The organism is Acidisoma sp. S159, from assembly GCF_009766125.1.
Taxonomy (GTDB): Bacteria; Pseudomonadota; Alphaproteobacteria; order Acetobacterales; family Acetobacteraceae; genus Acidisoma.
Genome location: NZ_LMUG01000067.1, coordinates 286,048 through 302,127 on the forward strand (window position 1 = coordinate 286,048; position 16,080 = coordinate 302,127).

Here is a 16,080-nt window from a genome sequence, read left to right on the forward strand (position 1 = left end):
TCGTTTTCGCCATCGTCATTCGCTTACTCCGCCGCCGCTGGCAGGTGCCGCGCACGATCGAAATCCTCGGGGAAATGGGTAAGGGCGCTGCGCACCGGCACCGGTGTCAGGCCGCCCATGGCGCAGAGCGATGCGTCGGTCATGAGTTCGCACAGATCATCGAGCACCGCGAAGTTGCGGTCGAGATCGACGCCGGCCGTGATGCGGTCCATCACTTCGACGCCACGTACCGCGCCGATGCGGCAGGGCGTGCATTTGCCGCAGCTTTCATGGGCGCAGAATTCGAAGGCGAAGCGCGCCTGGGCGGCGAGATCCACGCTGTCATCGAAGACCGTGACACCGCCATGGCCGAGCAACCCGCCTGCCTTGGCGAAAGCCTCGTAATCCAGTGGCGTGTCGAGCATCGCATCCGGAAAATAGGCACCCAGAGGCCCGCCGACCTGAACCGCGCGAAAGGGCCGGCCGGTGCGTGTGCCCTGGCCCCAATCCTCGACGATTTCCCGCAAGCTCACGCCGAAGGGCAGTTCGATGAGGCCGCCGCGCGCGACATTGCCCGCGAGCTGCACCGGCAGGGTGCCGAGTGACCGGCCCATCCCCAAAGCGGCATAGGCAGCCGCGCCGTTCGCCATGATCCAGGGCACGCTCGCCAGGGAAAGAACATTGTTGACCACGGTGGGTTTGCCGAACAGCCCTTGGATCGCCGGCAGTGGCGGCTTCGCGCGCACCATGCCGCGCTTGCCTTCCAGACTGTCGAGCAAGGAGGTTTCCTCGCCGCAGATATAGGCGCCCGCGCCCATCCGCACCTCGATATCGAAGGCGTGGCCGGAGCCTTGGATATCGGCGCCGAGATAGCCCGCTCGCTGTGCCGCGGCGATGGCGCGGTTCAGCGCGCGGATGGCGTGGGGATATTCGGACCGCGTGTAGATGAAGCCCTTGGTGGCGCCCACGGCCACGGCGGCGATGGTCATGCCCTCGATGAGGGACAGCGGATCGCCTTCCATCAGCATGCGGTCGGCGAAGGTGCCGCTGTCGCCCTCATCGGCATTGCAGACGATGTATTTGCGGTCGGCCTGGGCCAGCGCCACGGTGTTCCACTTGATGCCGGTGGGAAAGCCCGCGCCGCCCCGGCCGCGCAGACCCGATAGCTTCACCTCATCGATGATGACAGGCCCCTCGGCGGCCAGAGCGCGGTCGAGCCCGGCATAGCCGCCATGGGCGCGATAATCCTCGACCGAGGCCGGATCGACGATGCCGCAGCGCGCGAAGGTCAGGCGCGTCTGGCGCGCGAACCAGGGGTGGTCTTCCGGCCGGCCAATCCGCTTGGGATGGTCGCCGCCCGTCAGCATCCCCGTATCGAGCAGACCCACGACATCCGCCGTGGTGACCGGCCCGTAGCCGATGCGCCCCTCGGGCGTTTCGACTTCCAGCAACGGTTCCAGCCACACCGCGCCGCGCGTGCCGGTGCGAATCACATCGAGGGTGAGGCCCCGCGCCGCCGCCTCACGCTCCAGCACTCGCATCACCTGATCGGCGCCGAGCGCCACGGCCGCCGCGTCGCAAGGGAGGTAGAGCCTCGTCATGCCACGGCCTCCGCCGCCAGGGCGTCCGTGACTTGGGCGAGAAGAGGCGGCGTCAGCCGGGCCAGCGGCTCGCCATCCAGCAATGCCGCCGGGGCGCAGGCACAGAGGCCGAGGCAGAAGGCGGCTTCCACGGTCAGCGCGCCATCGGCGGTCGTGCCGCCCCAGTCGAGCTCCAAGCGGCCAAGCACATCGGCGGCCAGGGCGACGGCGCCCATCGACTGGCAAGCCTCGGCGCGGCACAGCTTCAGCACATGGCGGCCGGGAGGCGCCTCACGGAAATCCTGGTAGAAGCTCACCACGCCCAGGACCTCGGCGCGGGAAAGGTTGAGATGCTCCGCGATCAGCGGCACGGCGGCACGCGGGACATGCCCGAAGGCCTCCTGAAGCGCATGCAGGATGGGCAGAAGCGGTCCTTCCAACCCGCCATGCGTAGCGAGGATTTGGCGGGCGGTTTCCTCGTCCCACGGCGCCACGCCCTGCAAAAGCTCGGAGAGAGGAGATGGTCGAGAGATCGTCATGCGCTTCCCGCGAAGAGCTTTCGTTTCGGTTTGCTCGCTGTGCCGGTTTTCGCAGCCGCCACCAACGCTCCCTAGGACGAACCGCCGAGGGAAGGCTTGTCCGTCCCCGTCATACAGCGGGGGAAGACAGACCTAGCCTACCGTGAATCTGGCATGCCAGGCCAGCGCCGTGCCCCAAAGGCCAGCGCGCACGGCCCCGCGACCTGGGCAAGCGTCGCCTGGGCGAGTTGTGGAGCGAGCGTCGCCCCCCTTAAGCTGGCGGACGACCATGGAAAAGCAGCATGAACTCACCCGCCTCGCTCGCCGCCATCCCGCAGACCTATGACTGACCGGACCTACAGCATCCCTGGCCTCACCGGCCCTGCGGAAATCAGGGTGGATCGCTGGGGTATTCCGCATATCCGCGCGGCCTCCCGGCTGGATGCCTTCCTGGTCCAGGGCTTCAACGCCGCGCGGGACCGGCTTTGGCAACTCGATCTTTGGCGCAAGCGTGGCCTTGGCTTGCTGGCGGCAGATCACGGCCCCGGCTTCCTGGCTCAGGACCGGGCCTGCCGCCTGTTCCTCTATCGCGGCGACATGGACGCCGAATGGGCGGCGAATGGGCCGGAAGCCAAGCAGATCGTCACGGCCTTCGTCGCCGGTATCAACGCTTTCGTGACCCTCGCCGAGACCGACGCACGCCTGATGCCCCCCGAATTCCCAGCACTCGGCCTGACGCCGGCCCGTTGGCAGGCCGAGGACGTGGTGCGCATCCGCAGCCATGCGCTCGTAGCCAATCTCGCGTCGGAGGTCGCGCGTGCCCGCGTCACCCAGGCTGGCGGCGATGTGGCCGCCGACGCCCTCCGCCGTCACCTCTCGCCCGACTGGACGCCGATCGAGGTGCCAAAGCTTGATGCGCCGCTACCCCCCGACCTGCTCGCGCAACATCTGCTGGCGAGAGCCGAGCCGAGCATCTCGCCGGAACGCCGTGCGGCGACGCTGGATGCCGCCTGGGCATGGACCAGGCTCGACGACACTGGCCGGGTCACGCGCGGCGCTGGCGGCAACCCGGCGCCGGCGGCCGAAGGCTCGAACAACTGGGTCGTTTCCGGCACGCGTACGGAAACCGGCCGCCCGATCCTGGCGAGCGACCCGCACCGCGCCTATGGCACGCCCTCGCTACGCTACATCGCCCATCTGACCGCGCCGGGGCTGGATGTGATCGGCGCCGGGGAGCCTGCTCTGCCCGGCGTCTCCCTCGGCCACAACGCCGACCTCGCCTTCGCGCTGACGATCTTCCCGGCCGACCAGGAAGACCTCATGGTCTACGAGACGGACCCGGCCGACCCCACGCGCTACCGTTACGGCGACGGCTGGGAGACGATGCGGATCATCACCGATTACATTCCTGTGCGTGGCGAAGCCGACCAGCCGGTGAAGCTCGCGTTCACGCGCCACGGTCCGGTGATCTGCGAGGACGCGGCGCATCACCGCGCCTATGCCGTCCGCAGCGTCTGGTCGGAGCCGGGTGCCGCTGCCTATCTCGGCAGCCTCCGTTACCTCGATGCGAAGACGGCGGGAGAATTCACCGCGGCGCTCGATCACTGGAAGGTGCCGCCGGTCAATCAGGTTCATGCCGATACCGCCGGCCATATCGGCTGGCGGGTCGCCGCCGCCGTGCCTCGCCGCGCGAATTGGGACGGGCTGAGCCCTGTCCCGGGCGATGGCCGTTACGAATGGGATGGCTTCCACCCCGGCGCCGATCTTCCCGGCCGCCTCGATCCGCCGCAGGGCTTCATCGCCACCGCCAACGAGATGAACCTGCCGCCCGATTATCCCAACGCGCAGCGCCGCCTCGGTTTCGAATGGAGCGAGCCATTCCGCGCCGACCGCCTGCATACGCTGCTGGCCGAGGTGAAGCCGATGAGCCTCGACCTGTCGCGGCGCCTGCAGAGCGATCTCGCCTCCGAACCTGCCAGGCGCCTCCTGGCTTTGGTCGCGGCGCGCGGGCTCGGCCATCCGGTTTTCGTCGATTGGGACAGGCGAATCACCGCTGATAGTGCCGCCGCTGCGCTCTTCGAGGTTTGGTGGAGCCGCCATCTGCTGCCCGGCGTCGTCGCGGCACTGGCGCCCTCGCCGGCGGTCGCGGCTTTGATCGCTATCGGCGACGAGGTTTCCGTTCTTGGCGCCCTAGAGCATTCCGCGCCACATTGGACCGAGGCGGCGCGGGATGCGCTGATGCGCGACACGCTGGCGGCGGCGGATGAGGATTGCGCGCGGCTGATGGGTCCGGATCGCGCCGCATGGGCCTGGGGGCGGCTGCACCAACTGCGCTTCGCTCACGCGCTTGGGCAGATTCTTCCGGAAATCGGCGGGCGTAGACTTGACGTCGGTCCCGTGCCGATCGGCGGGTCGAACACGACCGTCGGTCTCGCCGAATATCGCGATACGGATTTCGGTATCATTTTCGGCGCGTCGTTCCGCATGGTTCTGGATGTAGGAGACTGGGATCGCAGCCTCGCCATCAACGCGCCGGGCCAAGCGGGCAATCCCGCCTCCCGACACTATGACGATCTCACGCCGCTCTGGGCCGCCGGCGATTGCGTGCCGCTGTTATTTTCCGACGAGGCAGTGGAGGCGGCAACTGTTGCGCGCATCCATCTGTTACCCAGCGACGGGTTCGGCCGCAGAACGTGACGATCTCATACAGTACCGTAACCCAAACGACCCGACATGGCACACGAAGGCGCGCGGGGGCACCCCGTGCCATCCACGCCTTGCCTTGTCACGCAAGCAGGGCGTGGATGCCCGGCCTTCGCCGAGCATGACGTGGTGGAACGAGCAGGGTTCAAGCTAAAGACATGCCATCCTACTGGTTCGGGATGGAATAAATCTTGCCAAGGTAAGGGGATTTGTCGATCTGATCGAGCGCCGTCACATAAACCGTCTTGTCGTCAGGACTGAAAGCCAGGTTCGGCACTTGAGGGGATGGCAGGCTCAGCGTGCGAAGCAGCTTGCCGTCCGCGTTCACGATAAAGATCTTCCCGACCAGGGGAGCCTTCACGTCACGCGGACTCTGCCCGATGTAGATCTCGCCCTTCGAGTCGATCTTCACGCCATCCGGCCAGATATGCACGACATGGTTGGTAAGATCATCCAGGTTCAGGAAAACGCGCCGATCCGATAGTGAGCCGTCCTCGGCGATCTTGAATTGCAGCAGCCTGTTATCCTCGGTTTCGACGACATAGAGGATCTTTCCGTCGTTCGAGACCACGAGACCATTGGCATTATGCAGATCCACCGCCTCCTGCGTGATGGTTTCGTCTTTGGCGATGTAGAATACCTTGCCGTCGATCACCGGTCCCTGATCGCCCGAGGCGGTGAAATAGATCCCGCCCTTCTTGTCCGGGGCGAAATCATTCGGCCCGACGAACTTGTTGCCATCCTTGTCCTGCGTATAGGGTTTCAGCGTCTTGCCCTCGGCCGAAACTCGCCCGATCGTGCCGTTATCGTAGCAGGTGACGATGAAGTCGCCGCGCACGGTGGGAACCACGGCGGATTCGCCGCAACCCTTGTCGGTATTGAAGATGACGTTCTTCGTGCCGTCCCAGGTTGTGATCGTGTTGCGGTCATATTCGATGTACCAGAGCTTGCCCTTGTACCAAACTGGCCCTTCAGGATAATGCGCATCATTGTTCAGAATCTTGATGCCATCGGCATGAGCAAAAGACGCCAGACTGGTCGCGAAGAACAGTCCGAGCAGGAACTTCTTCAACGGAATCTCCTTGGGTTCGGGTGCTGGCGCACGGCTCAGCCGAAGGTGGCTTGCGACAGGAAAAGGCGGTTGGCGATTGGAGGAATACCGGTCAGGCCCTTCTTCACCGGCACAAGGTAATCGTAGAAATAGGCGAAGATGATCGGCGTCTCGTCGAGCAGCAGCGTTTGGATCTGCTTTGCGAGCACACGTTGACCGCCGAGGTCGGGTGCCTTGCCGTATTGGCCGACAAGCGCGTCATAGGTCGGGTTCTTGAAATGCGCCGCGTTCCAGGTGCCGTCGCTGAGCAGCGGCGCGCGCATGAAGACATTCGGCACGCCGCGATGACCATAATCCGTGATGCCCAGGGTGCTATCGAGCCAGTCGGATTTGCCGAAGACCGCCGTGCCGTAATAGGCGCTCTGATTCTCGACATTCAGTTTGATGTCAATGCCGACATGCTTCGCGAAGTCCTGGATCAGTACGGCGTAGTCCGGAATTTCGATATATTGCTCGGTTGTCAGCGTGACCTTGAAGCCCTTTGGAACACCGGCGGCAGCCAGCAATTGCTTCGCTTTGCCAAGATCCTGCTCGCGTTGCGGCAAGGAGTGATCGGTCATCGGAAAAGCGGGGGCAAAGGGGCTGTCATTGCCGACAACCGCCAGGCCACGGAACAGTCCCTTGACCAGCTTCGCTCGGTTGAGCGTCAGCGCCAGAGCCTGCCGTACGCGCTTATCGGCGAAGGGGCCGACATCGCACCGCATATGAACTTGCTCATGGCCGGAGCTGCGCTCGCGAATGATCTCGAAGCGTGGGTCGTTTAGAAGTGCCTGCCCGCCCGATACCGGGATCTGCGCCAGAACATCGACCTCGCCGCCCTGCATCGCGAGAATCTGTGGTTGCAGATCCGCGTAGAAGGTGAACTCCGTGCGATCAGGCAGTGCCTTCGCGCCCCAATAATCCGGATTGCGTACAAAGGACGCGCCGACCCGTGCCTTGTATTTGTCGAGCTTGAACGGTCCTGTGCCATCCCAGTTGTTTTCGAAGTCGCCCTTGTAGCTCGCCGGGAGGATGACGCAGTTGTAGTTGTCCGAGGACACCACGTAGGGAAATGCGCCATACGGCGTGTCGAGATGGAAGGCGACCGTCAGGTCATCGACCTTCTTGCTATTGCCCGGTGACAGAATACCCTTGAACGCGGAAAGCGCATTGGATGCATTCTTCGGGTCGCAAAGACGATCGATGCTGGCGACGACGTCTTCGGCCTTCATCGTAGCACCGCTGTGGAACTTCACGCCGCTGCGCAGCTTGAACGTCCAGACGGAACCGTCCGAATTATGCGTCCAGCTCTCAGCGAGAACCGGCCGCAACGTGAAATCCGGCCGCAGGACCGTCAGGAACTCGCCGGTCTGGATGAGAAGTTCGAGACCGCCATTATCCGCGATCGTCACCGGATTGATCGAGGCCGCGGGTGTCGTCAGCCCGACACGGATCGTGCCGCCCGGCTTTCCCGCCGCTCGCGCTGCGCTGGGTTCCGCGAACATCCCATAGGCGGAGGCCACGCCACCGAGCAGCGGAAGAGATAGGCCAAGCAGGCTTCCCTGGCGCAGAAAAGTGCGGCGGTCGATGCGGCCCGACGCCAATTCATCAATCAGGTCGTTATCGATTGCGTCAAGCCGGCGGCGGAGTTTCTCGATCGAGTTTCTATCGGCTGCCATGGTGGTCTCCTATTGGGAGGTGCGGCGATGCAGCTCCGTGGTGACGATGTACAGGCGTCGAAGGGGCAGTTCCGTCGGCGCGGCTTGGCGCCTTCCAGCGGTTCCCGCATCAAACACGTTTGTTACAACAAATGTAATGCAGGAAATGGGCCACGGTTTACGAAATATGGCGAACTCCACATACAAGAGAGAAACTTCTGAGGAACGCGGAACGGGAAAACTACGCTACTCAACCCAGGGTTTAAGACCAAGAATTCCGGTCGGCGGCTGAAGAAAGCAAGCCCCGGCTATTCACCCGGTTACTGTCTCGCGCCAGCCCTGCAAGCTTTGCCAATCGGCTTCCAATCGTCGGAAGCGTGAGAGGGAGAAGCTGGAAATATCGGCAAACCCGCAGGCGCCGCGCAAAACAAGATCGCAAATAGCGCGCCCCGATGCCGGAGAAAGCCCGAAGCCGATGCTCGACAATGTCGCGATCACGACATTCCCGGTCGCCTCCGGCTTGTCCAGTATCGGCCGCCCATCAGGTGTGTTCTCGATAATGCCGGCCCAGCTTCGAATGATCCGGGCATGTGCCGCTCGTGGAAACATCCGGGCCAGGCGCCCCGCGATATTCGCCATCAATGGCGTACTGGATGGCGGACCGGCAGCCTCGCCGAATTCAATCCATTCGTGTGGTCCGCCCCCATAGGCGAGGTTGCCACGCAGGGTTTGCCGCCCATACAGGCCGTTGCCGTCAACGCCGCCAATCGGCATCAGCGGCAGCGGCTCGGTCACGATCATCTCGGCTCTAGCGGCAACCATGGGCACATCGAGATCCAGCATTGCCGCAAGCCGCCCGGTTGCCGGGCCTGCTGCGATGACGACCTGATCGCATTCGATCTCGCCCTGGTCAGTCATCACACCAATCACGCGGCCTCCGGCGCGCCGAAAACCCCGCACGCTGGTATGCTGCATGACCCGCCCGCCGAGATCCTGCATCGCCCAGGCATAGGCTTGAACCGTGCGGTGCGGATTAGCATGACCGCCGAAGTCGTAGAAATAACCGCCGACCGCATCCTCACCGGCAAGCGGCACCATCTCGAGAACCTCTCGCGCATCGAGAAGGGTCGAGGCGAAGCCCTGTCGTGCGGCGTTGCGAACGGCGCGTCCGTAAAGCTCAAGCTGGTGCTCGTCATAGGCGATGCGAATCCGCTTTGCCTGGAATTCAGTCGGATAACCGAGCAGCCCATCCATTTGCGGCCATAGTCGCTGCTCCTCGACAAAGAGCGGGCTGAAATGATGCGAGCAGCCTCCGCCGTTGCGTCCCGACGCGCCCCATCCGATGATGCCGCGATCCAGCACAACAACATCCACACCTTCGCGCGCCAGCCACCAGCCCGCGCTCAAACCCGTCGCACCACCGCCGATCACCGCAACAGTCGCTCCGCGCGGAGACTGGGACAGGCTCATTCGCTTGCCACCTCCGCATCCTGATCGCGTTCTCCTGCGGTGTAAGTTTCAGGCACATCCCAATACGGAACATATTGGGACGGCATGCCAAACCATGTGTCCCAGTGCTCTGCCATGGCAGCAGATTCGGAAGAGGCGAGCGCGGCGAGGTTCAGCCGCATAGGGCGAACGGGCGCGCGATGGGTCGCGGCGGGGATGCTCTCCAAAGGAACATTGGCCGCCAGAGCAAGAAGTGCGGCAACTTGTTCGCGGCATCGCCGTCCCTGGCAAACACCCATCCCCGCGCGCGTCAATCGCTTGACCTGATCAGGATGCGGCGGCGAGTCGCCGAGCAGGCTGTGGAGGTCGCGCCGATTCCGCCGCACCGGATCCGCCTCACTCGCAGGCGGCAGGTCCTCCCATCCGAGATAGCGCGGCGGCCGGACTTCGAGAATTTCATGCGCCGTCACTTCCTCGCATTGGCATACGTGGGCGGCGCCTTCGGAGTCGATCACCGCGGCCTGTACCCAGCGAAGACGATACTCGCCGAAATCGGGGGTTGGGCCGCCGCTAGTCTCCGCCTGCACCTGTTCTGTCTGAGATGCGGCGCGGCGCCCTTCCGCGCGGGCGATCTCGGGATCAAGCGTTTTCGCGGCCCAGATGCCGGCGCAGTCGCCAACCGCGAAGATGCCAACTTTGGTCGTGCGCTGCGCGCCATCCAAAACCGGAACGACACCACCTCGTCCGCCGTCGAAAACCGTTTGGCAGCCTACGGAATCGAGCAACTCGATGACCGGAACAGCGCCGACGCCGAGCAGCACCGTATCGCAAGCAATCGTCAGCTCGGCGCCATCGGAATCACTCGCGCGCCACGGAGAAGCGATCACCGCCTCGACGGATTCCTGTGCACCCACCGCTTCGCGCGGCACATAGCCAAACAGCCCCCGCGTTCCGCCAGCCGCCAACTGCGCCCACAAAACTGGCGATCCGAGTGGCTCGAAGACGTGGTCAATGACCGCGGCGATCTCGACCCCCGCATCACGCAGTTCGAGCGCGGACTGCAATGCCTCGGTGCTGCTTCCCAGCACCACTGCCCGGCGTGCCTGTAAGGCGCCATAGCGTTTCGCCAACCGAACGGCGGCCGTGATGCCAACAACGCCGTTCTTCTCCCATCCGGCGAAGGCGAGGCCCATATCGCGCCGGCCCGCCGCGACGATGATCTGCTCCGCGCCGACCATCCAGGACCGATCGCCATCCATCAGCCCCGCGACGGGTCCAGGCAGCCAGCCAACATCGGGTCCAGGCGCATACACCCCCCAGCATGTTGTGCCGAGGCGAATATCGATGCCGGCGTCGAAAGCCTCGCTGAATGCCGGTTCGCTCTCGACGACGGCTTCAAGCATTGCATTGCGGTTGCGCACGGCATTCGTCATGCCGCCACCAAAATGCAGCGGAACATTCTCGCCCATCGTCTCGGCACTCAATGGATTCTCATCAACGAGGATGACGGACCGCCCGAGGCTAGCCGCCTGAAGCGCCGCCGCGAGACCGGCGGGCCCTGCTCCGATAACCAGAACCTGCGTTCGCTCATGCACCGGAAGATCGGTGCCCGCGATCGATTTCGGGTCAGGCCGAAAAGGCATATCGCCTCCTGATCGCAAACAATGAAGGAGGCGTCACGGCAGTGCCCTTTGCGGCAAAGGCGGCGATCGCGACAGCGGGATCGCACTTCCTGCCGCGAGTGAGGTCTCTCGGGCACGCGTCGCCTTTCCGGCGGGGCGCGTTGCCTCGGAACTCGGGGTGCGGCCGAACATGGCGCGATAGGCATGGGCGAAATGGCTCGCATTCGCGAAGCCTGTCGCCAGCGCGACCTCCACCATGGGCATCGGCGTCTGACGCAGCAGCATCCGGGCATGTTCGAGACGCAGCCTTAGATAATAGGCGGCGGGCGTGACGCCGAAATGCCTGCGGAAGAGCCGCTCGACCTGGCGCAGGGAAACGCCCGCGACTGCTGACAGTTCCGCGCCCGTCCCCGGCTGTTCGAGATAGGCGTCCATATAGGCGAGGACTCGCAGGAGAGCCGGGTTTCTGACACCGAAACGCTCCGAAGCGGACATGCGTTGCGGATGTCCACCTTCACGCACTTCGGTTTGCATGAACCAGTCACTCACCGCCATGGCGAGCGCGCTGCCATGTTCGTGGGCAATCAGTGCATGCATCATGTCCAGCGGCGCCGCTCCACCCGAGCAGGTGAGCCGATCGCGATCAATCTCGAACAGACATTTGCGCAAGTTGAGGTCGGGAAATTCCTCGTTGAATCCGGCCGACAATTCCCAATGCAGCGTGAAGCGATAGCCGTTCAGCAGCCCTGCGCGAGCGAGAATGTACGGACCAGCCGAAACCCCGCCCATCCGAACGCCTTGCCGCGCCAGCACCGCCAAACGCCGCAGAGTTGTGGGATCGCGAAAGCTCATGGCCGAGGCACCCGCGCAGACAATCAACCAGTCGAGGTCGCGCGAAGACGCCCAGTCGAGATCGGGCGTCACCGTCAGGCCGTTCGACGCCTCGACCGGCGTTCCTTCCGGTGTCAGGTGATGCCATTCATAGAGCGGGTGTTCCGCGATGGCGTTGGCGGCGCGCAACGGCTCAATCGCGGAAGCGTAAGGCAGCAGCGCGAAGCCGGGGATCAGCAGAAAGCCGATCCGCGTGGTGCGCTCCGATCTGGCGGGGGCGATTATGAAGACCGCCCGTCGCGATTGGGCGACCGGGAAAGGCCATCGAGATGATGGTCAAGCTTCTCGCAATACCAATCGACGAATTTCAGCACGCCCGCTTCCAGGGAGGGCGAATAGGGGCCCGGCCGATAGCCGCTCGATCGGACGCCGGCTTGGTTGCGTTCGACCAGCGCCTTGTCCTGATCATTGGTGATCGTCCAGACCTTCAGAAGATTGCTGAGGTCGTAGTCGCGGCCTTCGACGGCGTCCGCATCGACCAGCCACTTGGTCGTCACCAGCGTCTCCTCGGGGCCGAGCGGAAGCATGCGGATCAGCACTGTGTAGTCGTTCAGGCAATGGTTGAAGGTCGAGGGGTAATGGACCCAGCGCAGCGAACCATAAGCATCCGCCGGCGCCTGGCCGAGTGGACGGCCAACCGCGATCTTGCCGTCCATCGTCATGGACCGGGCATCGCCGGTGAGCGGCAGGCGGACGGCCCGGTGGGTTGGCCCCTCGCTGACGCTCGGCCCGAATCCCGCGGTTTCCCACTTGTCCCAATAGGACCTGATATTCGTCGCCTGATCCGGATTGGCGAAATCGTAGATGTCGAGGAACGTCAGCATCAGCTCGTCATGGCCGGTGGCGCAGTGATAGCACTCGCGAGAGTTCTCCATCACCATTTTCCAGTTGCCGTATTCGACAAGATCGGCCTCGAACGCCACCTTCGCGTGTTCGAGTGCGTGTGGCGCAAGCTGTTGGGTCAGCGCCTCCTGATAGGGCGCGAAATCCGGCGGATCGTCGGCGAGGCAAACATAGATCGTGCCGCCGACCGTCCGGACATGCACGCTGACAAGGGGAAACTCCTCGGGGTTGAAGTCTTCCGGCATGTGTTTGGCGTGGGCGAGGGTGCCATCCAGCCGGTAGGTCCAGCGGTGATAGGGGCAGATGAGCGCCGGTGTATGTCCTTTGGCGGCATCGCAGAGCTTGAAGCCACGATGACGGCAGGTGTTGAAGAACGCGCGCACCTCACCTTTGCGGTCGCGCAACACGATGATCGGGCTGTTGCCGATGGTGACCGTGAGGAAATTGCCAGGTTTCGGGATCTCGCAGAGAGCGCCGACGAAGATCCACTCGCGTTCGAAGATCGCCGCGATGTCGAGGGCATAGATGTCAGGGTCGGTGTAGAAGGCGCCCGGCAAGCCATGGCGCGGGCGCCGTGCACGGAGCAGATCGCGCACCGAGGCGGCACCTCCGGCGAATGTCTGTTGTTCCAAGGTTGCGCTGGTGGAGATCATGGGCATTTCTTGCCGTCGTGCTGAGAGAGTGTTGACCAATGAAACTCGCCTTCCCCGATTGCAGCGCGGAGATGGCTGCCGCTTTCGATCCGGAGATCCGCGCCTTGCTTCCGACGCTGGATGTGCGGCTTGCCGAGCCTGGCGCGGAAGGATTGGTGGCGGCTGCGCAAGGCTGCGCCGGCCTCGTTCTGTTGCGGACTAAAGTCGACGCCCGCACTCTCGCGGCATTGCCGGATCTGCGCGTGATTTCCTACCTCAGCACCGGCGTCGGAAGCTGGGTGGATCTCGCGGCGGCGCAGGCGCGCGGCATCGCCGTGCATCGTGTGAAGGGTTATGGCGACGGTTCGGTGGCCGAGCACGCGCTTGGCCTGATCTTCGCGGCGCGGCGCGGTATAGCCGCCATGGATCGCGGCATGCGGGCCGGCCAATGGGCGCCACAACTCGGCCGGGACATCGCCGGAGCACGTCTGGGCATTCTGGGGCTTGGCGGCGTCGGCCGTGCCCTGGCGGTTCTGGGCAAGGCGGTGGGCTGCGAGGTCGTTGGCTGGAATCGCTCGCCGCCGCCTGATGCGCCCTGCACCTTGCTGGAGTTCGACGAAGTATTGGCGACGTCCGATATCGTCTCGCTGCATCTCGGGCTGTATGAATCGACCCGTGGCATCATTAATCGCCAGCGGATTGCTTTGCTGAAAAGTGGTGCGGTCCTGGTGAACACGGCGCGCGGCGGCTTGGTGGATGAGGAAGCGCTTGTGGCCCGCTTGAGAAAAGGCGACCTGCATGCGGGCCTCGATGTTTTCGCGCAGGAGCCGCTGCCGCCGGGTCATGTTCTGACCACCCTCGACAGCGTCACGCTGTCCCCCCACGCCGCATGGTTCACGGTGGAGGCGACGCGCCGTCTGTTGCGCGCGGGCATCGTCTCGCTGCGAGACGCCCTGAGCTGAGGGACCCGCAGAGTAAAGGGACCGGTCGCCAAGGGATACTGTGCCGAGGCGACTGTTTCAGGCGCAACGAAATCCACTGATGCCGTGCTCCGATGCAGGGGAAAGACTGCCCCTCATCAAAGCACCGTGTTGTCGTGAATACGACCTAAACTTGCGTCTGGCCGACGGAGTGGGCGGGGTGACGGGCGATCCAGTGCCGCGCGATGGAGGAGCGGTCGCACAGCCAGACGCCGTCGTGGGTCTGGATATGATCGAGTAGCCGCGCCAGCGCGCCAATCCGGCCGGGGCGGCCGATGATCCTGGCGTGTAGGCCGATCGACATCATGCGCGGGCGGCCCTCGGCGCCTTGGCGATACAGCCAATCGAAAGCGTCGCGGCAATAGGTGAAGAAGTCGTCGCCCGTGCTGAAATCAGCGCCGCGCGGCAGGCGGCTGTCATTGTTGTCGAGGCTGTAAGGGACGATCAGATGCGCGCGGCCATCCACTTTTGTCCAATAGGGAAGATCGTCGTTATAGGCGTCGCTGTCGTAGAGGAAACCGCCAGCCTCCACGACCAGCCGACGGGTATTGGGGCCAGGCCGGCCGGTGTACCAGCCAAGCGGCCGGCGCCCGATCATGCGGGTGATGACCTCGATATTGCGGGCGATATCCGCGCGCTCGACTTCCTCCGGGACCTGCTGGTAGTCGATCCAGCGCTGCCCGTGGCAGGCGACTTCCAGGCCGCTGGCGGCGATCTCGGCGGCCGCATCGGGGTTGCGTTCAAGCGCCATGCCGACGCCGTAAATCGTCGCATCGACGCCGCGCTCGCGGAACAGGCGCATGATCTCCCAGAAACCCACGCGGCTGCCGTATTCGAACATGGATTCGACGTTGAGATCGCGCAGTCCTTGCAGGGGAGGGACCGCGCCGAGATCGGTGAGCACATATTCCGAATGCGGGTCGCCGTGCAGCACCGAGTACTCGCCGCCTTCCTCGTAGTTCAGCACGATGGAGACTGCGATCTTGGCGTCATTCGGCCAGCGCGGATGTGGCGGGCGGCCGCCATAGCCGAGGAGATCGCGAGGATAGGGTTCGGCTGAGATCATTGCTGTGCCCGAGTCATTCGATGCTCTGTCAGGTGGCCGATCGCCGCGCGGCGATCCAGTCCATATAGCCATGAAACGCTTCGCGCGTCGGGCGGGGCGTCCAGCCGGTATCGGCAGCGATGCGCGAGATATCGTAGGCACCCCACATGCCGCCGGTCAGGCTCGCATCATTGAGGATGTCGGCCCGCTCGCCATGCGCGATCTCGGCGGTGAATCCAGGCGTCTTCTCGGCGGCCCAGTCAACAAGTTCACGGATCGTCGTGACGTGGCCGGCGGCTATGTTGTAGGCCGAAAATCGCAGTTTCGGCGCGTGCAGCAGCGCAAGGATTGCGGTAGCCACATCCTCCGCATGAATATAGTCACCGACGACATCGAGCGAATTCGCGCGCACGGGGCTGGCGCCGTCGAGCGCCATGTGGGCGATGCGATTGGGAATATGGCGGAAGTTGCGGCTCGCCGTCGCGCGGTCCATTGTGCCGTAGACCGATGACAACCGGACGGAGGCGGTGGAGAGCCCGAACAGGTCGCCATAGCGTTCGGTGATGAGTTCCGATGCCAGCTTCGAGATTCCGTAGAGCTTTCGCGGCATGACATAGCCATCCTCGGGCAAAGGCTCACCGGGACGATCGGGACCGTGATGCTTGTAGACCGCGCCGGAGCTGACATAGATGACGCGTTGCAGACCGGGCAATGCGCGGGCCCAATCCAGCACGGCCACGGTTCCCATGATGTTGACGTCGATGATGCGGGCAGGATTTTCCGCTTCGGGCTCCCGCTTCGCCTCGGCCGCTGAACCGCGCGACAGCGGCGTCACGGTCGCGCCGTGGACGATGTGCGTTATGTCAAACCCCGCCAGCGCATCGCGCCAGCTTTCCGGCCGCGTGACATCCGCGACAATGACGGACAGGCGATCTGCCACCGGCGCGAAATAGCGCAACGCCTCAGCGTCGAGCGGTGCGGTGTCCAGAGCCACCAGCCGCAGGGTTGGGTCGGACTCCAGCCAGCGCCGCGCTAGCACGCTCATCACGAAGCCCGTCGCCCCAGTCACCAATACGGTCATCGCGAATCT

The 16,080-nt window shown here is 64.2% G+C and carries 12 protein-coding genes; 2 read left to right on the forward strand and 10 right to left on the reverse strand.

Annotated features, from left to right (window positions below; translation table 11 throughout):
- Window positions 1-23: 23 nt before the first annotated feature.
- A complete protein-coding gene (locus GSQ92_RS24035) occupies window positions 24-1,580 on the reverse strand; it encodes an NADH-quinone oxidoreductase subunit NuoF (protein WP_158805121.1) in 1,557 nt (518 codons plus the stop codon).
- Window positions 1,577-2,098 carry a formate dehydrogenase subunit gamma gene (locus GSQ92_RS24040; RefSeq protein WP_158805122.1) on the reverse strand — a complete coding sequence of 174 codons (522 nt, stop codon included), beginning with the start codon at window positions 2,096-2,098 and terminating at the stop codon, window positions 1,577-1,579. Before GSQ92_RS24040 ends, GSQ92_RS24035 begins: the two co-directional genes overlap by 4 nt.
- A gap of 321 nt (window positions 2,099-2,419) precedes the next feature.
- On the opposite strand from GSQ92_RS24040, the gene GSQ92_RS24045 reads away from it, so the two are divergent.
- Window positions 2,420-4,774, forward strand: coding sequence for a penicillin acylase family protein (locus GSQ92_RS24045; RefSeq protein WP_158805123.1), 2,355 nt, complete (start codon window positions 2,420-2,422; stop codon window positions 4,772-4,774).
- A 172-nt stretch (window positions 4,775-4,946) separates the two neighbouring features.
- Here GSQ92_RS24045 and GSQ92_RS24050 read toward each other — a convergent pair whose 3' ends face one another.
- The 6 genes from GSQ92_RS24050 to GSQ92_RS24075 form a co-directional block, all read right to left on the reverse strand.
- Window positions 4,947-5,852, reverse strand: coding sequence for an SMP-30/gluconolactonase/LRE family protein (locus tag GSQ92_RS24050; protein WP_158805124.1), 906 nt, complete (start codon window positions 5,850-5,852; stop codon window positions 4,947-4,949).
- A gap of 35 nt (window positions 5,853-5,887) precedes the next feature.
- Window positions 5,888-7,549: an ABC transporter substrate-binding protein gene (locus GSQ92_RS24055; RefSeq protein ID WP_158805125.1), complete on the reverse strand. Its 1,662-nt coding sequence runs from the start codon at window positions 7,547-7,549 to the stop codon at window positions 5,888-5,890.
- A 291-nt stretch (window positions 7,550-7,840) separates the two neighbouring features.
- Window positions 7,841-8,998 (reverse strand): FAD-binding oxidoreductase, encoded by a 1,158-nt coding sequence (locus GSQ92_RS24060; RefSeq protein WP_158805126.1) that lies wholly within the window; start codon window positions 8,996-8,998, stop codon window positions 7,841-7,843.
- Window positions 8,995-10,620: an FAD-dependent oxidoreductase gene (locus GSQ92_RS24065; RefSeq protein WP_159014135.1), complete on the reverse strand. Its 1,626-nt coding sequence runs from the start codon at window positions 10,618-10,620 to the stop codon at window positions 8,995-8,997. Before GSQ92_RS24065 ends, GSQ92_RS24060 begins: the two co-directional genes overlap by 4 nt.
- A gap of 33 nt (window positions 10,621-10,653) precedes the next feature.
- On the reverse strand, window positions 10,654-11,619 hold the full coding sequence (locus tag GSQ92_RS24070; RefSeq protein ID WP_216850493.1) for a GlxA family transcriptional regulator: 966 nt from the start codon (window positions 11,617-11,619) through the stop codon (window positions 10,654-10,656).
- 92 nt (window positions 11,620-11,711) lie between these two features.
- Entirely contained in the window at window positions 11,712-12,986 is a 1,275-nt protein-coding gene (locus GSQ92_RS24075) for an aromatic ring-hydroxylating dioxygenase subunit alpha (RefSeq protein WP_159014137.1), read from the reverse strand.
- A 38-nt stretch (window positions 12,987-13,024) separates the two neighbouring features.
- On the opposite strand from GSQ92_RS24075, the gene GSQ92_RS24080 reads away from it, so the two are divergent.
- Window positions 13,025-13,927: a 2-hydroxyacid dehydrogenase gene (locus GSQ92_RS24080; protein WP_159014139.1), complete on the forward strand. Its 903-nt coding sequence runs from the start codon at window positions 13,025-13,027 to the stop codon at window positions 13,925-13,927.
- A gap of 145 nt (window positions 13,928-14,072) precedes the next feature.
- Here GSQ92_RS24080 and puuE read toward each other — a convergent pair whose 3' ends face one another.
- Window positions 14,073-15,011 carry an allantoinase PuuE gene (puuE, locus tag GSQ92_RS24085; RefSeq protein ID WP_158805130.1) on the reverse strand — a complete coding sequence of 313 codons (939 nt, stop codon included), beginning with the start codon at window positions 15,009-15,011 and terminating at the stop codon, window positions 14,073-14,075.
- Between the two features lie 28 nt (window positions 15,012-15,039).
- The gene (locus GSQ92_RS24090) at window positions 15,040-16,071 is read right to left on the reverse strand and encodes an NAD(P)-dependent oxidoreductase (RefSeq protein ID WP_158805131.1); all 1,032 of its coding nucleotides are present in this window, start codon (window positions 16,069-16,071) and stop codon (window positions 15,040-15,042) included.
- Window positions 16,072-16,080 lie beyond the last annotated feature (9 nt).